Raw genomic sequence first — 22,565 nt, forward strand, 5'->3', positions numbered from 1 at the left:
TGGCACTACGGCTTCACGAAGATGGTGTTCGGGGAGACGATCCACATCTGCGGGTCGATCTCCGCACCACCGACCTTGGAACCGTGCAGCCAGGTCCCGATCCGGTTCTCGGCCACGACCAGCGGCGCGTGCTTCTCCTGGATCTCCTTGTCCAGCGCCATCCAGGCGGCGTTGGCCGCGTCGATGTCCGGGTTCTCGGAGATCTCCTTCATCTTCGCGTCCAGCTCCGGGTCGCGCAGGTGCGTCATGTTCTGGCCACCGTCGCTGACCGGGCCGAAGATGATCGGCATCACCGTCGAGCCGGACGGCCAGTCGGAGCCCCAGCCGCCCCAGTACAGGTCGAACTCGTTCTTGGTCTGGCTGATCGAGTCGTAGTACGTCTTGCGGTCCAGCGGCTTGGTCACGACCTTGATGCCGGCCTTCTCCAGGGCATTCTTGATCACGACCGTGATCTGCTCCTGGACCGGCGTCTGGTTGTGCGCGTAGACGATGGTCGGGTTCGGGTCGCTCGACTCGGCCAGCAGTTGCTTGGCCTTCTCGATGTCGCCCTCGGGCTTGGCCGCCTTGCCGTACAGGTCGTAGGACTCGTACCCGACCGTGGTGTTCTCGTTCAGGATCGTCGTCGGCAGCGCCGCGGCGGCCGGGCCGCCCATCGTCTGCTGGATCTGCTTCGACGGCCACGCGTAGTTGATCGCCTGGCGGATCTTGATGTCCTTCACCCGGTCGAGGTTGAAGTAGTAGTAGTTGCCGTAGGGCGAGGGGCTGACCATGCGCCGGTCGGCCAGGCTCTCGTCGGCGAGCACCTGCTGCAGCCGCTCAGGCGGCACCGCCGCGTAGAAGGTGAACGCCTGCTGGTCAGGGCCGTTGTCCGCGACGAGCCGGTCCGTGATCTGCAGGTTCTCCTGGCCGAACTCCAGCTTCCAGACGTCCGGGTACGCGCCGCGGACCGGGTCGGTGCTCGCGTCCCAGTGCGGGTTGCGCTCCAGTTCCATCGACTTGTCGACGGTGTGGGACTTGATGATGTACGGGCCGGAGGAGAAGGGCTCCTTGTCGTACTTCTCCTTGGTGTCCTTGGCCTTGGGCACGATGGCGTAGCCGCCCATGGCGAAGGCGTAGTTGGCGTCGGCGTGCGGCGCCTTGAAGGTGAAGACGATCGTCTTCTCGTCCGGCGTCTCGATCGCGTCGAGCCGCTTGCCGTCGTACGGACCCTCGTACGCCTTCTTGTAGTCCTCCTCGGTCAGCCACTGCTGGATGTACGCGGGACCCTGGGTGATGAACGGGGCGAACATCCGCTCGATCGTCCACTTCACGTCCTCGGACGTGATCGGCGTGCCGTCCTGCCACTTCACCCCGTCCTTGAGGGTGAAGGTCCAGGTCTTGCCGCCGTCGGACACCTGGCCGGCGTCGGTGGCCAGGTCGCCCACGAGCTTGTACTCGCCCTTGGCGACCCGCTTGTAGCCGGTCAGGCCGCGGTGGATGAGCAGCTGGAAGTTCGTCGCTGTGTTGACGTAGCTCTGGGCCGGGTCCAGGTGGGCGAAGTCGTCACGGTCGATCATGGTGACCGTGCCGCCCTTGACCACGCCTTCCGGCTCGATGGCCGGGCCCTTCGAGTCCTCGGCCGTGCCCAGGGTGATCACGGCAGGCTTGTACTCCGTCTGCGGCGGCGCCGACTCTCCGGAGCTGGGGGCGGCCGACGGCGCGCCCTGGTTTCCCGGCGCGCAGGCGCCGACCAGGGTCAGCGACGCCGCGGCGAGCACCGCGAGCACCGACCTCGTACGGTGGTTCATCTCTCTCCTCTAGCGCTTGATCTTGGGGTCGAAGGCGTCACGCACGGAATCGCCGAGCAGGTTGAAGGCGATCACGAAGATCAACAACGCGACGCCGGGGAAGATGAGGTACGTGATGTCGTTCTGGTAGACCTGGGTCGCCCGCAGGAACATGCGCCCCCAGTCGGGCACCAGCTCACCCATCCCGACGCCGAGGAACGACAGCCCCGCCTCGGCCGTCACCATGGCGGGCAGCAGCAGCGTCGACTGGATGAGGATCGGCGTCCACAGGTTGGGCAGCAGCTCCTTGAACACGATCCGGGCCGGCGAGGCGCCGGTGACCTTGGCGGCCTCGACGAACTCGCGCTCGCGCAGCGACAGCACGTAACCGCGCAGCAGCCGGGCCAGCCCCGCCCAGCCGAAGGCGCTGAGCATGATCGTGAGCGAGACGGCGCGCAGCCAGATCGGCGTCTCCTCGTCCGGCGGCACCAGCAGGCTCTCCACCACCGGGGTGAACGCGATGATGAAGATCGTCGACGGGAAGGACAGCGTCAGGTCGATGATCCGGCCGATGAAGTAGTCGGTCCTGCCGCCGATGTAGCCGGCCACGATGCCGATCACGATGCCGAGCGCGGTGATGATCAGGGTCGCGGCCAGGGCGATGCCGAGCGACGTCCTGATGCCGTACACCAGTTGCATGAACACGTCCCGGCCGAGGCTCGGCTCCAGCCCGAACCAGTACTCGGAGCTGATGCCGCCGTTGGGCAGGATCGGGTAGCCGTAGTCGTTCAGCAGTCCTGGGATGTCCTGCCCGTACAGGGTGTACGGGTCCTTGCCGTACAGCCACGAGATCACGGGCGCGAAGATCGCCACCAGGAAGAAGAAGATGACGATCACCGCGGAGGTGACGCCGACGCGGTCGCGGCGGAAACGCGTCCACATCAGCCGGCCGGGTGACCGGCCGGCGGTGTCCTGGGTTTCGGTCACGGACGTCGCGTCGGTGGTGATCGCGGTGGACGTCGGTGTCGTCATGTGGTCGGGGTCCCTCAGCACGTACGAAATCCGGGAATTCCGGGCCACAGGCGACGTTCTCAGGTCATCTCACTCTGTGACAATGCCTCCACGGTTTTTCGTAAGTTTGTTGTAAAAAATAGACTTTGTCGTATTCGCAAAGTCATTGACCTGCCATATCACCGGATGCAAGAATCAGAACCGTTTATACGCTCAGTAATCACGGAATCGCGGCACAACCACGACAGTCCTGTGACATAGCCCCCGGCCCTGGCGGGTAGGCCCTTACTCATGGAAGACCACGGGCTGTTCGGGCCGGAGTCCGTGACGTGGCGGGTGATGGGTGAACCGATTCTGCTGGTCGGCGGGTTCCGCGCGCTTCTCATGCAGAGCCTTCACCCGCGCGCGATGCGCGGCGTCATACAGAACTCCGCCTTCATGAATCCCGACGAGGCATGGTCGCGTTTCGTCCGGACCACAGAATTCGTCCGCGTGCGCACGTACGGGACACGAGCCGAAGTCGAGCAGGCCGGCCGCCGCGTACGCAAGATCCACGCCACGCTCACAGGCTGTGACCCCGACACCGGCGAGCGGTTCCGGCTCGACGAGCCCGCGTCGCTGCGCTGGGTGCACGTCGGCGAGGTCGACTCCTACCTGACGGTGGCCCGCCGGGCGGGCGTGCGGCTCAGCGACGCCGACGCCGACGCGTTCGTCGCCGAGTGGCGGCGCGCCGCCGAGGTCGTCGGCCTGGACCCGCTGAGCGTGCCCGGCTCGGTCGGCGGGCTGCGCGCCTACATCGAGGCCGCCCGCCCGGGGCTGCGGCTGGTCCCCGAGGCCGCGAACCCGCTCCTGGCGTCCCTGCACACGCCGCTGCCCGGCCTGCTCGCCACGCTGCGGCCGGTGGTGCCGGCCTTGACCGTGCTCGCCTTCGCCACGCTGCCGCGCTGGGCCAGGCGGATGTACGGGCTGCCCGCCACGCCGGTCGGCGACCTGTGGGCGACCGCCACGCTGCGGGCCCTGCACGCCGGCATCGGCCTGGTGCCCGCGAACGTCCGCTACAGCCCCGACGCCCGCCGCGCCCGCAAGCTCATGGCCGCCTGAGCCGATCACGGGGAGGCCCCGGTCGCGCGCATGAATTCGGACATGGCACACTGGGATGGACAGAGCTAGCGTGCTCCGGGGTCGGTGAAAGTCCGAACCGGCGGTGACAGTCCGCGACCCGGCCGATGCCATCGGCCGGTTGACCCGGTGAAATTCCGGGACCGACGGTGAAAGTCCGGATGGGAGGCAGCACGCGGGTGCCCGGCATTGCGCCGGGTGCCCCACGGTGCGTTCGCGTACCGTGTTCGACCCCCCGGGGCCCGCCACGGCTTGGAGCTACTGGCGAGTAGGAGGCCCCCGGTGGCGGGATCCCCGCATGACGCGGTCCACATGGCGCGCGCCGTCGAGCTGGCCGCCCGCGGTCACGGTCACACCAGCCCCAACCCCGTCGTGGGCTGCGTCGTGCTCGACGCCGCCGGCCGGGTCGCGGGTGAGGGGTTCCACGCGTACGCGGGAGGGCCGCACGCCGAGGTCGCCGCCCTGCGTGAGGCGGGGGAGCGGGCCAGGGGCGGCACCGCGTACGTCACCCTCGAACCCTGCGACCACACCGGCCGGACGGGCCCGTGCAGCGGCGCGCTGCTGGAGGCGGGCGTGGCCCGCGTCGTGCACGCGGTCGCCGACCCCAACCCGAAGGCCGCCGGCGGCGCCGGGCGGCTGCGCGCGGCCGGAGTCGCCGTGACGGCCGGGGTGCTGGCCGAGGAGGCGGAGCGGGTCAACGCCGAGTGGCTGACCTGGGCCAGGCTCGGCCGCCCGCACGTAACGTGGAAGTTCGCCGCCACTCTCGACGGCCGCTCGGCCGCCGCCGACGGCACCAGCCAGTGGATCACCTCTCCCGAGGCCAGGGCCGACGTGCACCGGCTGCGCGCCCGCAGCGACGCGATCGTGGCCGGCATCGGCACCGTGCTGGCCGACGACTCCCGGCTCACCGCCAGGCCGGCCCTGACCGAGGGCCGCCCGCTGCGCGTGGTCGTCGACCCGGACGCCAGGACACCGGCCACCGCGCGGGTGCTCGACGGCGCGGCCCCCACGCTCGTCGCCGTGGCCGCCGACACCGTCACGACCCTCGGCGCCGACCTGCTGCGCGTGCCCCGCGACGGCCGCGGCCTCGACCTGCACGCCCTGCTCAAGGAGCTCGCCGCCCGCGAGGTGGTCAGCGTGTTCCTGGAGGGCGGCCCCACGCTGGCCGGGGCGTTCCTGGCCCGCGGGCTGGTCGACCGGGTCGTCGCCTACGTCGCGCCCGCCCTCCTCGGCGCCGGCGCCGCCGCGCTGGGCGAGGCCGGAGTGCGCACCATCGGCGAGGCGCACCGCCTGATCTTCGACGAGGTTTCCCCCATCGGGCCGGACGTGCGCCTCGTCGCACGCCCCGCGCCCCCGCACCCCCGCAGGGAGAAGTGAATGTTCACCGGAATCATCGAGGAGAAGGGCGAGGTCGTCGCCGTCGAGGCGGCCGGCGGCGGCGCCAGGATGTCCGTACGCGGCCCCGTGGTCACCTCCGACGCCCGTCACGGCGACTCGATCGCCGTCAACGGCGTCTGCCTCACGGTCGTGGACGTGCGCGGCGACGTCTTCAGCGTGGACGTGATGAAGGAGTCGCTCGACCGCAGCTCGCTCGGCGCCCTGTCGGAGGGCGGGGCGGTCAACCTGGAGCGCGCGGTCCGGGCCGACCAGCGGCTCGGCGGCCACATCGTGCAGGGCCACGTCGACGGCACCGCCGAACTGCTGTCCAGGGAGCCCGGCGACAACTGGGACGACCTGCGTTTCAGCCTGCCCGCGTCCCTGAGCAGGTACGTCGCGGAGAAGGGCTCGATCGCCGTCGACGGAATCAGCCTGACCGTGACGACTGTTGACGACGGAAGCTTCGGCGTGAGCCTCATCCCGACCACGCTCAAGCTGACCACCCTGGGCGAGCGCCAGGTGGGCGACCTGGTGAACCTCGAGGTCGACGTGATCGCGAAGTACGTGGAGAGGCTGGTGGGCGCCCGATGAGCTGGGCGGACGCATCGATCGACATCTTCGGCCTGCCCGTGAGGTGGACCGACCTGATCGGCAACATCTGCGCGCTGGCGACCGTGGTGTTCGCCATGCGCAAGTCCATCTGGACCTGGCCGGTGCAGTTCACCGGCGCCGTCCTGCTCTTCGCCGCCTCCATCAGCGCGCACGTCACCGGCAACGCGCTCAAGCAGGCCCTGTTCGGCCTGCTGGCGATCTACGGCTGGTGGAAGTGGCGCCAGGGCACCCAGCAGCACGAGCTGGCCGTGCGGCCCGCGACCGGGCGCGAGCGGCTCGTGCTGATCACCGCGGCCGTGCTCGGCACGATCGTGGTGGCGGCGCTGTTCAAGACGTTCAACCTGTCGTGGTACCCGGACGCCCCGCTGGCCGTGGTGGCCGCGGACGCCTACATCTTCGTCGGCGGCGCGGTCGCGACCTGGGCGCAGGGCCGGGCGCTGGTCGACTTCTGGATCGTCTGGGTGGCCGTCGACCTCGTGGGCGTGCCGGTCGCGTTCAACTCCGGGCTGTACGTCTCGGGCGCGGTGTACGCGATCTTCTTCGTGATGGTGCTGGTCGGGTTCGTCAAGTGGCTGCGCGAGTACCGCGCCTCCGCACCGGCCGTGGCGGTGGCGTCATGACCGGGGGCATCCTCGACCCGGTCGAGCGGGCGATCGAGGACATCAGGGCGGGCCGGCCCGTCGTGGTCGTCGACGACGAGAACCGCGAGAACGAGGGCGACATCATCTTCGCCGCGGCCAGGGCCACGCCCGAGCTGCTCACCTTCACCATCAGGCACACCAGCGGCGTCATCTGCGTGCCGATGGAGGGCCGCGAGCTCGACCGGCTCGGCCTGCCGCTCATGGTCCACCAGAACCGCGAGCGGCTGCGCACCGCGTACACGATCAGCGTGGACGCCCGCGACGGCGTCACGACCGGCATCTCGGCCGCCGACCGGGCCAGGACGATCCGGGCGCTCGCCGACTCCGCGACCGAGCCGTACGAGCTGGTACGGCCCGGCCACGTCTTCCCGCTGCGCTACCACGAGGGCGGCGTGCTGGTCAGGCGCGGCCACACCGAGGCGGCCGTCGACCTGGCCAGGCTCGCCGGGCTCAGCCCCGCGGGCGTGCTGGCCGAGGTGGTCAACGACGACGGCACCATGGCCAGGCTGCCCGAGCTGCGCGTCTTCGCCGACGAGCACGACCTCGCGCTCATCTCCATCGAGCAGCTCGCCGACTACCGGCGGCGCACCGAGAGCATGGTCACCCGGGTCGCCGAGACCAACCTGCCCAACGCGTACGGGATGTGGCGGGCGTACGGCTACTCCAGCTCCATCGACGGCGGCGAGCACGTCGCGCTGGTCTTCGGCGACCTCGGCGACGGCGAGAACGTCCTGGTCCGCGCCCACTCCGAGTGCCTGACCGGCGACGTGTTCGGCTCGCTGCGCTGCGACTGCGGGGTGCAGCTCGACCACGCCATGGCGGCCATCGCGGCCGAGGGCCGCGGCGTGGTCGTCTACCTGCGCGGACACGAGGGCCGCGGCATCGGGCTGCTGGCCAAGCTGCGCGCCTACAGCCTCCAGGACGCCGGGGTCGACACCGTCGACGCCAACGTCGAGCTGGGGCTGCCGATCGACGCCCGCGAGTTCTCCAACGCCGCCCAGATCCTCGCCGACCTGGGGGTCAAGGGGGTGCGGCTGCTCACCAACAACCCGGTCAAGGTCACGGGCATGGACGGCTACGGCATCAAGGTGCTCGGCCGCGAGCCGATGCCGGTCGCGGTGAACCCGTACAACGCCCGCTATCTGCAGGCCAAGCGCGACCGGCTGGGCCATTCCATCGAACACACGGACATCGGCGGCACCCAGGAGGCCTCATGAGCGGCGAAGGACGTCCCGCGATCACCACGGCGCCCGACGCGTCCGGGCTGACCGTCGGGGTGGTGGCCGCGAGCTGGCACGCCGACATCACCGACCGGCTGGTGGACCGGGCGGTGCGGGCCTGTGAGGACGCCGGCGCCACCGCCACCGTGGTGCGGGTGCCCGGCTCGCTCGAACTCCCGGTGGTCGCCCAGGCGCTGGCCCGCCGCTGCGACGCGGTGGTGGCGCTGGGCGCGGTCATCCGCGGCGAGACGGCCCACTTCGACTACGTGTGCGACTCGGTCACGGCCGGGCTGACCAGGGTCTCGCTCGACGAACGCACCCCGGTCGGCAACGGCGTGCTCACCTGCGAGAACCTCGGCCAGGCGCTGGACCGATCGGGGCTGCCGGACAGCAAGGAGGACAAAGGCTACGAGTCCGCGATCGCCGCGCTGGAGACCGCACTCCTCCTGCGGACCCTCGGCTGACCTGCGGTACATTCTCGACCGTGCCTGAGCTCGTGCCACCTCCCCCGCTGCCCGTCGTCTGGCGCCCGCGCCGGGGGAGGATCGTCGCCTACACCTTCGCCACCCTGATCGTGCTCGGCGCGGTGGTGATGGCGATCCTCATCGCCCCGCCGTTCCAGCTGGCCGACCGCATCGCGATCGTCGCGTTCGGCTGCGCGGTGGCGTTCGTGCTCCACCTGCTCGGCCGGGTGCGGGTGGAGGCCGACGACGAGGGCGTCACCCTGGTCAACGCGGCCCGCACCCACCGCTACACCTGGCCCGAGGTCCTCGACGTGACCTTCGTGCAGGGCGACCCGTGGCCCCGTGTCGACTTCTCCGACGGGCGGACGATCGGCGCGATGGGCATCCAGGGCTCCGAGAAGCCCGCGGCCCGCCGCGCCATCGCCGAGCTCACCGCCCTCATCCACGACCGCGGCGAGGCCCGCGAAGACTGACGTGAGACCTCACTTCACGTCATAGAGGGCGTCGATTATCAGGAAAACGGTGTGACCCGTAGCCTGAAAGCGTGCGTCGGCGGACAATGAGGGCGATGGACATCGAGTCGCCGGAAAAGCTCATCGAGCTGCTCGACCGGCATGCGTATCTGGCCGACGAAGGTCTGGCCACGGCCGCGTTCCTGGCGCTGCGGATGCGGCGGCCGCTGTTCCTGGAAGGGGAGGCGGGCGTCGGGAAGACCGAGCTGGCCAAGACCCTGGCCGGACTGCTCGGGGCGCCGCTGATCCGGCTGCAGTGCTACGAAGGGCTGGACGCCGCGCAGGCCCTGTACGACTGGGACTTCGCCCGGCAGCTGCTGCACCTGAAGGCGGCAGAGGTCGCCGGCGTGACCGACGTGCGGCGGCTCGAAGGGGAGATCTACGAGCGGCGCTTCCTCATCGCGCGGCCGCTGCTCAAGGCGCTGGAGACGCAGCCGAGCGTGCTGCTGGTCGACGAGATCGACCGGGCCGACGACGAGTTCGAGGCGTTCCTGCTGGAGGTGCTCTCCGACTTCACCATCTCCGTCCCGGAGCTCGGCACGATCAGGGCCGAGTCGCCGCCGGTCGTGGTGGTGACCTCCAACCGGACGCGGGAGGTGCACGACGCGCTCAAGCGCCGCTGCCTCTACCACTGGCTGGAGCATCCGAGCTTCGAGCGGGAGGTGGCGATCCTGCTGCGCCGCCTGCCCGCCTGCACCGAGACACTGGCCCGGCAGGTCGCCGGGGCCGCCGAGCGGCTGCGCGGGGCCGACCTGGTCAAGCCGCCGGGCATCGCCGAGACCCTCGACTGGACCGAGGCGCTGCTGACGCTCGGCGCCGACGAGCTCGACCCTGGCCGGGCGGCCGCCACGCTGGGCGCCGCGCTCAAGTACCGGGAGGACGTCGAACGCGTCCTGGGCAACGGGCTGCTCCGCCATGACTGATTTGGCCGCCACGATGACCGGGTTCGCCCGTACCCTCAGGGCGGCCGGGGTCGCGGCCGACCACGAGCGCACCCAGGGCTTCCTGCGCGCGCTGGAGCAGCTGGACGTCGCCGTCCCCGGCGACGTCTACTGGGCGGGCCGCCTCACGCTCTGCGCCGGCCCCGACGACCTGCCCCGCTACGACCGCTGCTTCCACGCGTACTTCGGCGGCGCCAAGGCCACCACCGCCCCGGCCGCCGTCACCTCCGTCACCCGCTACACAGCGGCGGGCGAGAGCGCGGAGGGCGGGCGCGAGGGCGAGGCCGCGCCCGCCACCGCCAGCAGCACCGAGGTCCTGCGCCACCGGGACGTCGCCAGGCTCACCGAGGCCGAGCGCGCCGAGGTGCACCGGATGCTGACCATGCTCAGGGCCAGGCGGGCCACACGCCGCTCGCGCCGGTACGAGAGCGCCCACCGGGGCGTGCTCGACCAGCGCCGCACCATCCGCGACGCGCTCAGGAAGGGCGAGGTGGCAAGGCTGCGGCGCCGGCGGCACACCACCAGGCCGCGCCGCGTCGTGCTCTTCGTCGACGTGAGCGGCTCCATGTCGCCGTACGCCGAGACGCTGCTGCGGTTCGCGCACGCCCTGGTGCGCAGCGAGCCGCGGGCCACCCGCGTGTTCTCGGTCGGCACCCGGCTCACCGCCGTCACCGCCGAGCTGCGCCACCGCGACCCCGGCACCGCGCTCGACGCGGTGTCGCGGGCCATCCCCGACTGGAGCGGCGGCACCCGGCTGGGGGAGGAGCTGCAGGAGTTCCTGTCCCGGCACAGCGCGCGCGGCGCGACCGTGGTCATCGCCTCCGACGGCTGGGAACGGGGCGACCCCGAACTGCTGCGCGCCCAGATGGCCCGGCTGGCCCGGCAGGCGCACCGGGTGATCTGGGTCAACCCACACAAGGGGTACGAGGACTACCAGCCGCTCACCGGCGGCATGCGGGCCGCCCTGCCCTACCTCGACGCCCTGGTGGCCGGGCACAGCCTGGCCGCCTACGAGGAACTCACCGAAAGGCTCGCCCATGCGTGACGTGCTCCCGGAGATCATGCGCTGGTGGAGGTCGGGGCTCGAGTTCGGGCTCGCGACGGTGGTCGGCACGTTCAACAGCGCGCCCAGGCCACCGGGCGCCGCCATGGCCGTGCGCGGCGACGAGGTGGTCGGCAGCGTGTCCGGCGGATGCGTCGAGGGCGCCGTGTTCGAGCTCGCCACCGAGACCCGCCGCCCGGTGCTGCAGAGGTACGGGGTCAGCGACGACGACGCGTTCGCCGTCGGGCTCACCTGCGGCGGCATCATCGACATCTTCGTCGAGCCGATCTCCCGCGACACCTTCCCCGAACTGGGCGACGTGGCCGCCTCGATCGAGGAGCGCGAGCCGGTCGCCGTCGCCACCGTCCTGTCCGGCCCCGGCGAGGTCGGCGCCCGCCGGATCATCTGGCCCGGCCGCTCCTCCGGCTCGCTCGGCCCCGGCCGCCTCGACGACGCGGTGGACGACGACGCGCGCGGCATGCTCGCCCAGGGGCTGACCGGCATCCGCCACTACGGCGGCGAGGGCGAGCGGCGGCTGGACGACCTGGCCGTGTTCGTGCACTCGTTCGCGCCCCCGCCGCGCATGCTGGTGTTCGGCGCGATCGACTTCGCCGCGGCCGTCGCCCGGGTCGGCAAGTTCCTCGGCTACCACGTCACCGTGTGCGACGCCCGGCCCGTCTTCGCCACCCCCAAGCGCTTCCCCGACGCCGACGAGGTCGTGGTCAAGTGGCCGCACGACTATCTGGCCTCCGTCCCGGTGGACGAGCGCACCGTGATCTGCGTGCTCACCCACGATCCCAAGTTCGACGTGCCGCTGCTGGAGGTGGCGCTGCGCACCCCCGCCGGGTACGTGGGCGCCATGGGTTCGCGGCGCACCCACGAGGACCGGATGGACCGGCTGCGCGAGGCCGGGCTGACCGAGGAGGAGCTGGCCCGGCTGCGCTCGCCCATCGGGCTGGACCTGGGGGCGCGCACTCCGGAGGAGACGGCCGTGTCCATCGCCGCCGAGCTGATCCAGCTCCGCTGGGGCGGGTCCGGCCGGCCGCTGTCGACCACCCGGGGCCGCATCCACCACGACGGGTAGGGGACGGCCATGAAGGGGAGCGGGGTGGCGGGGCTGCTGCTCGCGGCCGGCGAGGGCTCCCGGCTGGGCAGGCCGAAGGCGCTGCTGGAGCTGGCCGGGGAGCGGCTGGTCGACCGGGGGGTGCGGCTGCTGGAGGAGGGCGGCTGCCACCCGGTCGTGGTGGTGCTCGGGGCGGCGACCGTGCAGGTGCGGGGGGCGGTGGCCGTGCGCAACCCGGACTGGCGGTCCGGCATGGGGTCCTCCCTGCGGGCCGGGCTGGCGGCGCTGCCCGCCGAGTCGCGGGCCGTGGTGATCGCGCTGGTGGACCAGCCGCTGGTGCGGGCCGAGGCGGTGCGCGCGCTGATCGCCTCCGGGGCCGGGGTGGCCGTCGCCACGTACGGCGGCCGGCGCAGGAACCCGGTGCTGATCGAGCGCCGCCACTTCGCCGAGGTCGCCGCCCTGGCCCGCGGCGACGTGGGCGCCCGCCCGTTCCTGGCCGCCCATCCGGAGCTGGTGACCGAGGTGCCGTGCGCCGGCGACCCCGCCGACATCGACACCCCCGGCGATCTGGCCAGGCTGGAGCCTCGGCTGCTGGAACCTGAGTGAGCGGCCGCGGTCGCGTCGTCGTCAGAGACGGAACGAGGCGACGGCGGCCCGGTGGTCGCTGCCGGTGGCCGGGGCCACCTCGGCCCGCGTGGCGGTCATCCCGCGGAACAGGATGTGGTCCGGCCGCGTCACGGGGAACCCGGCCGGCCAGGTGAACCCGAACCCGTCGCCCGCGACCTCCTGCGCGTCGGTCAGCGGCGGCGTCAGCCCGCGCATGCCCCGGTCGGTGGTGGCCGTGTTGAGGTCGCCCAGCAGCAGGATCCGCTTGCTGCCGTCGCGGTCGATCAGCTTGCGCGCCTGCGCCAGCGAGGCGTCCCTGGAGGTGGTCTCGCCCGGCCGCGCCGAGGCGAGGTGCATCACGTACACGGTCACGTCGCCCTTGGGGGTCCGCACGGTCGCGCGCAGGGCGCGCACCCAGCCCATGCCGACGTCCAGCGGGCGCTCGCGGCTGATCGGGTAGCGGCTCCACAGGCCGACGGTGCTCACCGCGTAACGGTGCTCGAACATCCGGTTGAGCTGCTTGGCCGCCGGGCCGCCCGGGGTGAGCTCCTGCGCCGCCAGCAGGTCGAGGTCCTCGGCGACGGCGCGTACGGCCTCGCCCGAGGCGTCGTTGCGCACGCCCACGTTCACCGTGCCGACCGCCAGGTCGCTCGGCCCGCCTGGCGGGGTGCGCAGCAGCGCTGGACCGAACATGACGCCCCACACGGCCGCCGGAGCCAGCACGGCGCCGACGGCCGCGGTGGAGCGGGCCAGGGCCGCGCCCAGCAGCAGGACCGGCACGGCCAGGCCCAGCCACGGCAGCAGACTCTCCATGACCGTCGTGAAACCGCCCAGGGCCGGCACGTAGCGGTGTCCGGCCAGGACCACGGCGAGGACGGCGGACACGACGACGACGACGCGCTTCAGCACTCTGACCAAGGTAGCCCCTCGCTGGCTCCAGCGCGGACACGCTAACCTGACGGCATCGGAACGGAACATCATTCTGTGGTGGGAGCGGGCATGCGGATCGGAATGACACTGGGCTACTCCGGGGGATTCAAGGAGACGGTGGGAGAGCTCGCCGACTACGAGAAGGCCGGGCTCGACATCGTCTTCGTCGCGGAGGCCTACAGCTTCGACGCGGTCAGCCAGATGGGATACATCGCGGCCGTCACCGAGCGGCTGCAGATCGCCTCAGGCATCCTGCCGATCTACTCGCGCACGCCCGCCCTGATGGCCATGACGGCCGCGGGCCTCGACTACATCTCCGACGGCCGCTTCACCCTCGGCCTCGGCTCCTCCGGCCCGCAGGTCATCGAGGGCTTCCACGGCGTGCCCTACACCGCCCCGATCGGCCGCACCCGCGAGGTCATCGAGATCTGCCGCAAGGTGTGGCGGCGCGAGCGCCTGCAGTACGACGGCCGCCACTACACCCTGCCGCTGCCGCCCGACCAGGGCACCGGCCTGGGCAAGCCCCTCAAGATCATCAACCACCCGGTACGTTCCCGCATCCCGATCGTGCTCGCCGCCATCGGACCCAAGAACGTCGAGCTGGCCGCCGAGCTGGCCGAAGGCTGGGAGCCGATCTTCTACGTGCCGGAGAAGGCCGCCGACGTGTGGGGCGCCGCCCTGGCCGCCGGCAAGGCCAAACGCGACCCCGAGCTGGGCGAGCTGGACGTGGTCGCCCAGGCGTCCCTCTACATCGGCGACGACGCCGACGGCCTGCTGGACCTCGGCCGGCCGATGGCCGCCCTCTACATCGGCGGCATGGGCGCCAAGGGCAAGAACTTCTACAACAACCTGGCCAGGCGCTACGGCTACGAGAAGGAGGCCGAGCAGATCCAGGAGCTCTACCTCGACGGCAAGAAGGACGAGGCGGCGGCGCTGGTGCCGCGCGAGCTGCTGGAGAAGATGTCGCTGATCGGCGACGAGGCCTACGTCCGCGACCGGATGCGGGCGATGAAGGAGTCCGGCGTCACCACGCTGAACGTCACCCCGCTCGGCCGCACCCACGAGGAGCGCGTCCGCCTGATCGAGACCATCAAGGACATCGCCTCCTGATCACCGCCGCACCGGTACGCACCCGTCGAAACGCCCGCCTTCCCCGTGCTGGAGGAGGCGGGCGTTTCCGTTGGGGCCTAAGGTTGGTCGAAAACTGAAGTTTGAGCATTGGCGGAGATATGTCCGACGCGACGCCGTCCCTGGTCGCCGGGCGGTACCGGCTTGATGAGCGCATCGGCAGCGGTTCGATGGGCGAGGTGTGGCGGGGGTACGACACCCGCGCCGACTGGACCGTGGCCGTGAAGATGCTGGGAGCCAAGGCGGTGGGGGCGGCCACCAGGGAGGTGCTGCGCCAGCACGCCCAGGCCGTGGCCCGGGTGATCCATCCCAACGTCGCCATGGTGCTGGACGTGGGGGAGCACGAAGGGTCCCCGTTCCTGGTGACGGAGTTCCTCACCGGGCCGAGCCTCGGCGAGGAACTGGCCGGGCGCGGGCCGCTCAAGGTGGTGGAGGTGTGCGACCTGGCCGGGCAGGCCGCGGCCGGTCTGGACGCGGCGCACCGCGCGGGCCTGGTGCACGGCAAGGTCGGGCCCGACAGCTTCCGGATGGCCGGCAGCGGCGTGCTCAAGGTCGTCGGGTTCGGCCTGACGGGCCGGCCCGGCGGCGACCCCCGCTACCAGGCGCCCGAGCGGCTCGCCGGAGGCGACGGGCAGGCGTCGGCCGACCTGTACGGGCTCGGCGCGGTCTGCTACGAGCTGCTCACCGGCCAGGCGCCCGCCAGGGAGGGCGCGATCGCGCCGCCCAGTACCCTGCGCCAGGGCGTGCCCGCCGAGCTGGACCGGTTACTGCTCGCCATGCTCGACCCCGAGCCCGCCAAGCGGCCCGGCAGCGGCGAGGCGGTGCGCCGCGCGCTGGCCGCCATCGCCAGGCCACGGGCCGCCGCGCCCGCGCCGCCCGCCCCCGCCGCGACCCCGGCCGCACGGGCCGGGGACACCGCGATCTACGACGCGTCCGAGCTGGCGCCGCCCCCGCCGTCCGGCCGCGAGAACCGCCGCCTGTTCGTCCAGGCCGGCGTGGCCCTCGCAGCCATCGTGGCGGTCACCGTAGTCATGATCTTCCTGGCGAGCGGGGACGAGGACCCGCCAGAGGCCGCCCCCACCACGCAGGTCACCGGCGAGGCGCCGCCCTCACCGACCCCCACGCCGACCCCGACCCCCACGCCCACTTTCACGGCCGAGCCGGAGCCCACCGAGCTCCGCGGCACCGATGCCCTGCCCATCCCCAAGGGCACCGTCGGCCAGTCGGTCCCGCCGGGCGGCTGGGAGACCTGGGTGAGGAGGTTCGACGAGGCGGTCACCAGCCAGATGGCCGTGAACGGCATGCACCCGAAGGTGGCCGAGAAGGCCCAGGACAAGCTCAGGAAGGCCGGGCGGAAGTTCGCCGAGGGCGACGAGCGGGCCGGCGTCAGGGAGGTCTCCCACGTCATCCGCGATCTGCGCAAGGCCAGGGACAAGGGCGAGATCGCCCCGGCCGGCCCGCTGTCCGACTGGCTCAACGACTGGCAGATCTAGCGGATAGTGGACCAACCGGAGATCCGCGTACATTAAGCGCGTGACCGTCAACTACGCACAGCGGCGAGCTCGGCTCGCGGCCCTGCTGCCCGCCCACGAGGTCGACGCCATGCTGGTCACCTCGACCGTCAACGTCCGCTATCTCACGGGGCTCGTCAGTTCCAACGCCGCCGCTCTGATCAAGGCCGACGGCTCGGCGCTGCTGGTGACGGACAACCGCTACATCGAGAAGACGCACGGCCTCGACGTGCAGGCGGTCGAGGCCGCCGACGTGGCCGGGGAGCTCGCCGCCCCCGGCGTCGGCATCGAGGCCGCCCACATGAGCGTGGCCACCTACGAGCGGCTCGGGCCCGGGCTCGTGCCGCTCGGGCCCCTCGTCGAAGGGCTGCGCGCGGTCAAGGACGACGACGAGCTGGAGCTCCTCCGTACCGCCTGCGCCATCACCGACCAGGCCTTCGCCGACGTGCTGCACACCATCCGCCCCGGCGTCACCGAGCGCGACGTGGCCCGGCTCCTCGAAGCCCGCATGATCGAGCTCGGCGCCGCCAAGCCCGCCTTCGACACCATCGTCGCCGCGGGCCCGAACGGCGCCATCCCGCACCACGCCCCCACCGACCGCGAGCTGCGCTCCGGCGAGCTGGTCACCATCGACTTCGGCGCCGCCTACCAGGGCTACCACGCCGACATGACCCGCACCGTCTGCCTGGGCCCGACCGCCGACTGGCAGAGCGAGGTCTACGACCTGGTCGCCGAGGCCCAGCGGGCCGGCCGGCACGCCGTCACCCCCGGCGCCACCGCCAAGGAGGTCGACGCCGCCGCCCGCTCCCTCATCGCCGCCGCCGGCCACGGCGACCATTTCCGGCACGGCCTCGGCCACGGCGTCGGGCTCGAGATCCATGAGGAGCCGTTCCTGGGCCCCGCACGTACCGGTAGACTTGAGGATCGAGTTCCGATCACCGTGGAGCCGGGGATCTACCTCCCGGGCCGGGGCGGTGTTCGCATCGAGGACACCCTCGTCACACGACAGGGCGAGCCGGAACTTTTCACCAAGACGACCAAGGAGCTGCTCGTCCTTTAGAGCGGCCACACGCGGGAGAGAACGAGTGGCGACAACCAACGACCTCAAGAACGGCATGGTGCTGAAGCTCGACGGTGGCGAGCTGTGGTCCGTTGTCGAGTTCCAGCACGTCAAGCCGGGCAAGGGCGGCGCGTTCGTGCGCACCAAGCTCAAGAACGTGCTCTCCGGCAAGGTCCTCGACAAGACCTTCAACGCCGGCGTCAAGGTCGAGGTGGCCAACGTCGACAAGCGCGAGATGCAATACTCCTACCGCGACGGCGACGACTTCGTGTTCATGGACACCGAGACCTACGACATGGTCAACGTGCCCTCCTCCACCGTCGGCGACGCCGCCAACTACATGCTGGAGAACACCCTGGCCACCGTGGCCTTCCACGAGGGCTCCGCGCTCTACGTCGACCTGCCCGCCGCGGTCGAGCTCACCATCGCCAGCACCGAGCCCGGCCTGCAGGGCGACCGCTCCACCGGCGGCACCAAGCCCGCCACGCTGGAGACCGACGCCGAGATCAAGGTGCCGCTCTTCATCACCACCGGCGAGCGGGTCAAGGTCGACACCCGCACCGGCGAATACCTCGGCCGGGCCTGAGGTGTCGGCACGGGGCAAAGCACGCCGGCGTGCGCTCGACATCCTCTTCGAGGCCGAACTCCGCAGTGAGGATCCGCTGAAGATCCTGGCCGAGCGGGTCGAGCGCCAGGAGCCCCCGGTCAACGAGTACACCTCCACCCTCGTCGAGGGGGTCACCCGCCATCTCGCCCGCATCGACGAGCTGATCACCACCTACTCCGAGGGCTGGACCCTCGAACGCATGCCCGCCGTCGACCGCAACCTCCTGCGCGGCGGCACCTACGAGCTGCTGTGGATGCCCGACGTCCCCGAGGGCGTGGTCATCAGCGAGTGGGTCCACCTGGCCGGCGAGCTGTCCACGGACGAGTCCCCCCAGTTCGTCAACGGGCTGCTGGCGCGTTTCAAGCAGCTCAAGCCCAGCCTGACGCTCTAGCTCCCGTACGGGCCGGTCACGGCGTCCCCCTGACCGGCTCCTCCGCACGGCGAGCCCGCCGCCACATCCACGTTTCACACCGGGCGTAACCCGCACTGCGGCGTCCGCGCCGTGTTAGCGCCGTGCTCTCGCTGGGCGTGAGCCGACCGCCGCGCCGGTCACGCGCTGGGCGTAACCCGCCCGGCCCCGCGCGGGCCCCGCCGGTGCCAGCATGGGCGGCGTGCCTCCCGTGCCAGAGCCACGTGGCTGATCGGGTGTTCCGTCCAGCCGCGCTCGGCAACCCCCGGTTCCGCCTGCTGCTGCCCGGCCAGGTGGCCGCGGTCGCGGGCGAGCAGATGTTCGCCGTCGCGATCACCGTCTCCGTCCTCCAGGCGGGTGGTGACGCGGTCGCGCTCGGCCTGGTCCTCGCCGCGCGCGGGGTCACGCTCGTGGTGTTCCTGCCGGTCGGCGGCGTGTGGGCCGACCGGCTGCCGCGGCAGCGGGTCCTGATGGCCGCCTACGGACTCCAGGCCCTCCTCGCGGCGGCTCTCGCCGTGACCGGCACGTTCCCGATCTGGGCGGCGGCCGGGGCCGTGCTGCTGTCGGGGCTGGCCGAGGCGTTCGTCCGGCCCGCCTTCAACGCTCTGCTGCAGGGCGTGCTCGGCGACCACGAGCGCGTCTCCGGCAGGTCGCTGGTCAGCGTCGCGATCCGTACCGGCGTCATGGCCGGGCCAGCCGCGGGCGCAGGGGTGATCACCCTGTCCGGCACCGGGGCCGCGTACGGGATCACCGCGATGACCTTCGCTGTCGCGGTCCTGGCCCTCTGGCGGGCCGGGGAACCCCGGCGGGAGCCCGCCCGCAGGGCCTCGTTCGTCCAGGACGTCCGCGCCGGCGTCGCCGAGGCGCGGCGGCTCCCGTGGGTGCGCGCCATTCTGATCTTCTCCGCGGTCAACCTCATGTTCGTCATCGCGCCGACGCAGGTCCTGCTGCCGGTCGTGACCACCGCCGCGTTCGGCTCGCCCGCCGTGTACGGGCTGGCGCTCACCTGCTACGGGGCCGGCGGCCTGGCAGGCGGCCTGATCACGATGGCGTGGCGGCCGCGCGCCCCCGGGGCCGTGGCGCTGACCGCGATCGCCCTCTACGCCGCGGCGCCTCTCTCGCTGGTCCTCGCTCCCTCGCCGGCCGCGATCTTCCTGGCGTTCGCGATCGCCGGGGCGGGGGTGGAGACGTACGCGATCCACTGGGAGGTCGCCCTGCAGCGAGAGATCCCCGAGCACCTGATCGGGCGGATCAGCTCGTTCGCCTGGCTGTGCGGCTTCGGCCTGATGCCGTTCGGGCAGGCGCTGACCGGGCCGCTGGCCGCCCTCGCCGGGCCGGCGGCGGTGCTCGCGTCGGCGGCGGCCGTCATCCTCCTCGTGCCGCCGGCGCTGCTCCTGGTCAGGGGCATGCCGCGATTCCGGGACCCGCCGTGACCGGTTGCCCCGGCGGGACGGGCGGGGCGAGGATCGGGACATGGCCACCGAAGACGACGTCCGCAGGCTGGCGCTCGCGCTGCCCGAGACCGGCGAGAAGACCATGTACGGCACGCCCGCGTTCTACGTCCGCGGCAAGTGGTTCGCCAGGATGCGGGAGGAACCGGACGTGCTCGCGGTGCCGGTGCCCAGCGAGGAGGAGAAGCTGGAGCTCACCGCCGCCCGGCCCGGGGCGTTCTTCACCACGCCGCACTTCGACGGGTACGCCGTTGTGCTGGTCCGGCTGCCGGAGGTGGGCGAGGAGGAGCTGGGCGAACTGCTCACCGACGCGTGGCGGCTGCGCGCCCCCAAGCGGCTGGTGGCCGCCTTCGACGCCTGACGACCCGTACGGGAGCGGTCCAGATCGCAGGGGAGCGGGCGGCACCCGTACGGCGTAGGCTGGGGCGGACCCACGAGAAGAGGGAGGCGAGCCGACGTTGCGAGCTGAAGGCGTCACGAGGACCCCGGCGGTGCGGACCGCCGTCGTCTGGGACGCGCTGCGCGAGGTGCTGGCGGAGCTGGCCGGCGCCACCGGGCGCGACGCGCTCGACATCGTCGACGCGGGCGGCGGCACCGGAGGGTTCGCCGTGCCGCTCGCGGCGCTGGGCCACACCGTGACCGTGGTCGATCCCAGCCCCGACTCGCTGGCCGCGCTCGAACGCCGGGCCAAGGAGGCGGGCGTGGAGGTGCGCGGCCTCCAGGGCGACACCGCCGACCTGGGCGAGCTGCTCAGCCCGGGCTGCGCCGACCTGGTGCTCTGCCACAGCGTGCTGGAGTACGTGGAGGATCCCGTCGGCGCCCTGACCGAGATGGCCGGGCTGCTGCGTCCCGGCGGTGCGGTCAGCGTGCTGGCCGCCAACCCGGTGGCCGCCGCCATCCACCGCGCGCTGGCCGGGCAGTTCGACGAGTCCAGGGCCGCGCTCGCCGACCCGCTCGGCAGCTGGGGCGACCGCGACCCCACGCCCCGCCGCTTCACCGGAGAGACCCTCACCGGCCTGCTGTCGGCGGCCGGGCTCGGGGCCGGGCCGGTCCACGGCGTGCGGGTCTTCGCCGACCTGGTGCCCAGCCGGCTCGTCGACGGGGAGCCGGGCGCGGCGGAGGCGCTGGTGGCCCTGGAGAAGGCCGCCTCGGCCCATCCGGTGCTGCGCGACATCGCGACCCAGCTGCACGTCGTCGGCCGCAGGCCATCGGCCTAGAACGCCTGTTCGGATAGAATCGGCGGCGTGGCACGCAAGCAGATCACGGGCATCGGCCCCGCTCCGCGGACCGGGGCCGACGACACCGGCTGCCCGATCCTGCACGTCGACATGGACGCCTTCTTCGCCAGCGTCGAGCTGCTGGAGCGGCCCGAGCTGCGCGGCCGACCGGTGATCGTGGGCTCGCCCGCCGGGCGCGGCGTCGTGCTCAGCGCCACCTACGAGGCCAGGGCGTTCGGTGTCCACTCCGCCATGCCGATGAGCCGGGCCCGCCGGCTCTGCCCTCAGGCGACGGTCATCCCGCCCAGCCACGGAAAATACTCCGAGGTCTCCAGAGGCGTCATGGAGATCTTCCATTCGATCACCCCGATGGTCGAGCCCATCGCGTCCGACGAGGCGTTCCTCGACGTCGGCGGCGCCCTGCGCCGGCTGGGGCCGCCCGCCGCGATCGCCGCCGCGATCAGGGCGGAGGTGCTGGAGCGCTTCGGCATCACGTGCTCGGTGGGCGTGGCCGGCAGCAAGTTCGTCGCCAAGCTCGCCTCCAAGCAGTGCAAGCCCGACGGCCTGCTGGTGGTGCCGCAGGAGGAGGTGGTGGCGTTCCTCCACCCGCTGCCCGTCTCCGCCCTGTGGGGCGTCGGCGAGCGCACCGAGCAGGCCCTCGTGCGCCTCGGCATCCGCACCGTCGGCGACCTGGCCCGGGTGCCCGTCGCCACGCTCCAGCGCGAGCTGGGCCCGTCCGCGGGCGGCCACCTGGCGGCGCTGGCGTGGGGCCGCGACGAGCGGCAGGTGAGCCCGCACGTCCCCGACAAGAGCATCGGCAACGAGGAGACGTTCGCCGCCGACGTCGACGATCCCGAGATCATCAAGCGCGAGCTGCTCCGCCTGTCCGAACGGGTCGCCGCGAGGATGCGTAAGGGCGGTCACGTGGGCAGGACTGTAAGTGTGAAGCTGCGCCGCGCTGACTTCTCCACCATCACCCGGTCCCGGACCCTTCCGGAGCCCACCGATGTCGCGCAGGAGATTTTCGCCACAGCCTGCGAGCTCTACCACGCCGCCGGGCTCGAACGGGTGCGCCTGCGCCTGGTCGGCGTCAGGATGGAGAACCTCCGGCCCGCCGATTCCGCCTCCCGTCAGCTCACTCTCGGTGAGCGCGAGACCGGCTGGCGTGAGGCCGAGCAGGCGATGGACCGGGCGATCCGGAGATTCGGTCCCGATGCCGTGCTCCCGGCTTCGCTAGTTCGGGGCAAACTTGATGAAATGGAGGCGTGAGGCGATGTCACGACTTCGGGGGAGGAGACCAAGATGGCCCAGAATGAAGCCATGACGTCACCTCCGGTTTGGTCTGCCTTGGACGTTTGCTTTCGCCTACGTCTACAGCCTCGTATTCTGGGGATAACCGACCGCGAGGTCCGGACACCCCGTGTCGTCCGTTGCCGTCTTCCCCGTCCTGGGGCCGTCCTTGGGAGGCGCCGTGCCGCTCTCTGAGCACGAGCAGCGCTTGCTCGACCAGATCGAGCAGGCCCTCTACGCCGAGGACCCGAAGTGGGCCAACACCGTAAGGATCAGTGACCCACGCAGCCATTACAAGCGGCGCCTGGTCAAAGCCACGATCGGCTTTGTCCTCGGCGTCGTCCTGTTGATGGTCGGCGTGGTGATCAACTTGATCCCGCTCGGCGTCGGCGGTTTCGTGGTCATGCTCGCTGCGTGTCTGTGGGGCCTGTCCAGCTGGAAACGAATGAATGGGTTCGGTGGTGACTCCTCGGCTCAGGGGGCTCCACCGCAGGGCAAGCAGGTCCGCCGGGGCAACCGGGGCACCTTCATGGAGCGCATGGAGGAACGCTGGCGTCGTCGTCACGACGAGCGCTGACACGCATCCCC

Annotated in this window: 24 protein-coding genes and 1 riboswitch; of the genes, 21 read left to right on the forward strand and 3 right to left on the reverse strand. The window is 71.8% G+C overall.

The window, feature by feature from the left end; translation table 11 throughout:
* Positions 1-5: 5 nt before the first annotated feature.
* The gene (locus ACZ6YG_RS05520; protein ID WP_466017305.1) at positions 6-1,787 is read right to left on the reverse strand and encodes an ABC transporter substrate-binding protein; all 1,782 of its coding nucleotides are present in this window, start codon (positions 1,785-1,787) and stop codon (positions 6-8) included.
* A 9-nt stretch (positions 1,788-1,796) separates the two neighbouring features.
* Entirely contained in the window at positions 1,797-2,798 is a 1,002-nt protein-coding gene (locus tag ACZ6YG_RS05525; protein ID WP_148032706.1) for an ABC transporter permease, read from the reverse strand.
* Between the two features lie 318 nt (positions 2,799-3,116).
* On the opposite strand from ACZ6YG_RS05525, the gene ACZ6YG_RS05530 reads away from it, so the two are divergent.
* The 11 genes from ACZ6YG_RS05530 (at position 3,117) to ACZ6YG_RS05580 (ending at position 12,374) form a co-directional block, all read left to right on the forward strand.
* Positions 3,117-3,878, forward strand: coding sequence for an oxygenase MpaB family protein (locus ACZ6YG_RS05530; RefSeq protein WP_466017306.1), 762 nt, complete (start codon positions 3,117-3,119; stop codon positions 3,876-3,878).
* A 66-nt stretch (positions 3,879-3,944) separates the two neighbouring features.
* Positions 3,945-4,075: riboswitch (FMN riboswitch) on the forward strand.
* A gap of 103 nt (positions 4,076-4,178) precedes the next feature.
* Complete coding sequence (ribD, locus tag ACZ6YG_RS05535) at positions 4,179-5,273, forward strand: bifunctional diaminohydroxyphosphoribosylaminopyrimidine deaminase/5-amino-6-(5-phosphoribosylamino)uracil reductase RibD (RefSeq protein WP_466017307.1); 1,095 nt, start codon at positions 4,179-4,181, stop codon at positions 5,271-5,273.
* Positions 5,274-5,864 (forward strand): riboflavin synthase, encoded by a 591-nt coding sequence (locus ACZ6YG_RS05540; RefSeq protein ID WP_148032704.1) that lies wholly within the window; start codon positions 5,274-5,276, stop codon positions 5,862-5,864. It abuts the gene before it with no gap.
* Positions 5,861-6,505, forward strand: coding sequence for a nicotinamide riboside transporter PnuC (gene pnuC / locus ACZ6YG_RS05545; protein WP_148032703.1), 645 nt, complete (start codon positions 5,861-5,863; stop codon positions 6,503-6,505). Before ACZ6YG_RS05540 ends, pnuC begins: the two co-directional genes overlap by 4 nt.
* Positions 6,502-7,743, forward strand: coding sequence for a bifunctional 3,4-dihydroxy-2-butanone-4-phosphate synthase/GTP cyclohydrolase II (locus ACZ6YG_RS05550; protein ID WP_148032702.1), 1,242 nt, complete (start codon positions 6,502-6,504; stop codon positions 7,741-7,743). The genes pnuC and ACZ6YG_RS05550 overlap by 4 nt, the downstream gene beginning before the upstream one ends.
* Complete coding sequence (gene ribH, locus ACZ6YG_RS05555) at positions 7,740-8,210, forward strand: 6,7-dimethyl-8-ribityllumazine synthase (RefSeq protein ID WP_219543398.1); 471 nt, start codon at positions 7,740-7,742, stop codon at positions 8,208-8,210. Before ACZ6YG_RS05550 ends, ribH begins: the two co-directional genes overlap by 4 nt.
* 20 nt (positions 8,211-8,230) lie before the next feature.
* Positions 8,231-8,683, forward strand: coding sequence for a PH domain-containing protein (locus ACZ6YG_RS05560; RefSeq protein ID WP_148032700.1), 453 nt, complete (start codon positions 8,231-8,233; stop codon positions 8,681-8,683).
* A 95-nt stretch (positions 8,684-8,778) separates the two neighbouring features.
* Positions 8,779-9,645: an AAA family ATPase gene (locus ACZ6YG_RS05565; RefSeq protein ID WP_219543399.1), complete on the forward strand. Its 867-nt coding sequence runs from the start codon at positions 8,779-8,781 to the stop codon at positions 9,643-9,645.
* Entirely contained in the window at positions 9,638-10,708 is a 1,071-nt protein-coding gene (locus ACZ6YG_RS05570; protein WP_397197153.1) for a VWA domain-containing protein, read from the forward strand. Before ACZ6YG_RS05565 ends, ACZ6YG_RS05570 begins: the two co-directional genes overlap by 8 nt.
* Positions 10,701-11,789 carry an XdhC family protein gene (locus ACZ6YG_RS05575; RefSeq protein WP_148032697.1) on the forward strand — a complete coding sequence of 363 codons (1,089 nt, stop codon included), beginning with the start codon at positions 10,701-10,703 and terminating at the stop codon, positions 11,787-11,789. The genes ACZ6YG_RS05570 and ACZ6YG_RS05575 overlap by 8 nt, the downstream gene beginning before the upstream one ends.
* 9 nt (positions 11,790-11,798) lie before the next feature.
* Positions 11,799-12,374, forward strand: a complete 576-nt coding sequence (locus ACZ6YG_RS05580) for a nucleotidyltransferase family protein (RefSeq protein WP_219543402.1) — start codon at positions 11,799-11,801, stop codon at positions 12,372-12,374.
* Between the two features lie 21 nt (positions 12,375-12,395).
* On the opposite strand, the gene ACZ6YG_RS05585 is transcribed toward ACZ6YG_RS05580, so the two are convergent.
* The gene (locus ACZ6YG_RS05585) at positions 12,396-13,283 is read right to left on the reverse strand and encodes an endonuclease/exonuclease/phosphatase family protein (protein WP_148032696.1); all 888 of its coding nucleotides are present in this window, start codon (positions 13,281-13,283) and stop codon (positions 12,396-12,398) included.
* A gap of 90 nt (positions 13,284-13,373) precedes the next feature.
* Here ACZ6YG_RS05585 and ACZ6YG_RS05590 point away from each other — a divergent pair, with 90 nt between their 5' ends.
* The 10 genes from ACZ6YG_RS05590 (at position 13,374) to ACZ6YG_RS05635 (ending at position 22,554) form a co-directional block, all read left to right on the forward strand.
* Positions 13,374-14,414, forward strand: a complete 1,041-nt coding sequence (locus ACZ6YG_RS05590; protein WP_148032695.1) for an LLM class F420-dependent oxidoreductase — start codon at positions 13,374-13,376, stop codon at positions 14,412-14,414.
* A gap of 119 nt (positions 14,415-14,533) precedes the next feature.
* On the forward strand, positions 14,534-15,925 hold the full coding sequence (locus ACZ6YG_RS05595) for a serine/threonine-protein kinase (protein ID WP_466017308.1): 1,392 nt from the start codon (positions 14,534-14,536) through the stop codon (positions 15,923-15,925).
* A 40-nt stretch (positions 15,926-15,965) separates the two neighbouring features.
* On the forward strand, positions 15,966-17,003 hold the full coding sequence (locus ACZ6YG_RS05600) for a M24 family metallopeptidase (RefSeq protein WP_397197150.1): 1,038 nt from the start codon (positions 15,966-15,968) through the stop codon (positions 17,001-17,003).
* A 25-nt stretch (positions 17,004-17,028) separates the two neighbouring features.
* A complete protein-coding gene (efp, locus tag ACZ6YG_RS05605) occupies positions 17,029-17,589 on the forward strand; it encodes an elongation factor P (protein WP_148032692.1) in 561 nt (186 codons plus the stop codon).
* A gap of 1 nt (position 17,590) precedes the next feature.
* The gene (gene nusB / locus ACZ6YG_RS05610; protein ID WP_271279769.1) at positions 17,591-18,001 is read left to right on the forward strand and encodes a transcription antitermination factor NusB; all 411 of its coding nucleotides are present in this window, start codon (positions 17,591-17,593) and stop codon (positions 17,999-18,001) included.
* Positions 18,002-18,243: 242 nt separating this feature from the next.
* Complete coding sequence (locus ACZ6YG_RS05615) at positions 18,244-19,452, forward strand: MFS transporter (RefSeq protein WP_364227147.1); 1,209 nt, start codon at positions 18,244-18,246, stop codon at positions 19,450-19,452.
* Between the two features lie 40 nt (positions 19,453-19,492).
* Positions 19,493-19,831, forward strand: coding sequence for an MmcQ/YjbR family DNA-binding protein (locus ACZ6YG_RS05620; protein WP_466017309.1), 339 nt, complete (start codon positions 19,493-19,495; stop codon positions 19,829-19,831).
* A gap of 130 nt (positions 19,832-19,961) precedes the next feature.
* Positions 19,962-20,687, forward strand: coding sequence for a methyltransferase domain-containing protein (locus ACZ6YG_RS05625; protein WP_308248785.1), 726 nt, complete (start codon positions 19,962-19,964; stop codon positions 20,685-20,687).
* 27 nt (positions 20,688-20,714) lie between these two features.
* Complete coding sequence (dinB, locus tag ACZ6YG_RS05630; protein WP_271279772.1) at positions 20,715-21,956, forward strand: DNA polymerase IV; 1,242 nt, start codon at positions 20,715-20,717, stop codon at positions 21,954-21,956.
* Positions 21,957-22,158: 202 nt separating this feature from the next.
* On the forward strand, positions 22,159-22,554 hold the full coding sequence (locus tag ACZ6YG_RS05635) for a DUF3040 domain-containing protein (protein ID WP_148032686.1): 396 nt from the start codon (positions 22,159-22,161) through the stop codon (positions 22,552-22,554).
* The last annotated feature ends 11 nt before the right edge of the window (positions 22,555-22,565 follow it).

Source organism: Nonomuraea sp. NPDC054003 (assembly GCF_055585125.1).

What these genes read in the sequence shown, in the direction of transcription:
- ACZ6YG_RS05520 (WP_466017305.1), bottom strand. Translation starts at nt 1,787, where the DNA reads ATGAACCACCGTACGAGGTCGGTGCTCGCGGTGCTCGCCGCGGCGTCG.
- ACZ6YG_RS05525 (WP_148032706.1), bottom strand. Translation starts at nt 2,798, where the DNA reads ATGACGACACCGACGTCCACCGCGATCACCACCGACGCGACGTCCGTG.
- ACZ6YG_RS05530 (WP_466017306.1), top strand. Translation starts at nt 3,117, where the DNA reads ATGGGTGAACCGATTCTGCTGGTCGGCGGGTTCCGCGCGCTTCTCATG.
- ACZ6YG_RS05540 (WP_148032704.1), top strand. Translation starts at nt 5,274, where the DNA reads ATGTTCACCGGAATCATCGAGGAGAAGGGCGAGGTCGTCGCCGTCGAG.
- pnuC (WP_148032703.1), top strand. Translation starts at nt 5,861, where the DNA reads ATGAGCTGGGCGGACGCATCGATCGACATCTTCGGCCTGCCCGTGAGG.
- ACZ6YG_RS05550 (WP_148032702.1), top strand. Translation starts at nt 6,502, where the DNA reads ATGACCGGGGGCATCCTCGACCCGGTCGAGCGGGCGATCGAGGACATC.
- ribH (WP_219543398.1), top strand. Translation starts at nt 7,740, where the DNA reads ATGAGCGGCGAAGGACGTCCCGCGATCACCACGGCGCCCGACGCGTCC.
- ACZ6YG_RS05565 (WP_219543399.1), top strand. Translation starts at nt 8,779, where the DNA reads ATGGACATCGAGTCGCCGGAAAAGCTCATCGAGCTGCTCGACCGGCAT.
- ACZ6YG_RS05570 (WP_397197153.1), top strand. Translation starts at nt 9,638, where the DNA reads ATGACTGATTTGGCCGCCACGATGACCGGGTTCGCCCGTACCCTCAGG.
- ACZ6YG_RS05575 (WP_148032697.1), top strand. Translation starts at nt 10,701, where the DNA reads ATGCGTGACGTGCTCCCGGAGATCATGCGCTGGTGGAGGTCGGGGCTC.
- ACZ6YG_RS05580 (WP_219543402.1), top strand. Translation starts at nt 11,799, where the DNA reads ATGAAGGGGAGCGGGGTGGCGGGGCTGCTGCTCGCGGCCGGCGAGGGC.
- ACZ6YG_RS05590 (WP_148032695.1), top strand. Translation starts at nt 13,374, where the DNA reads ATGCGGATCGGAATGACACTGGGCTACTCCGGGGGATTCAAGGAGACG.
- ACZ6YG_RS05595 (WP_466017308.1), top strand. Translation starts at nt 14,534, where the DNA reads ATGTCCGACGCGACGCCGTCCCTGGTCGCCGGGCGGTACCGGCTTGAT.
- ACZ6YG_RS05620 (WP_466017309.1), top strand. Translation starts at nt 19,493, where the DNA reads ATGGCCACCGAAGACGACGTCCGCAGGCTGGCGCTCGCGCTGCCCGAG.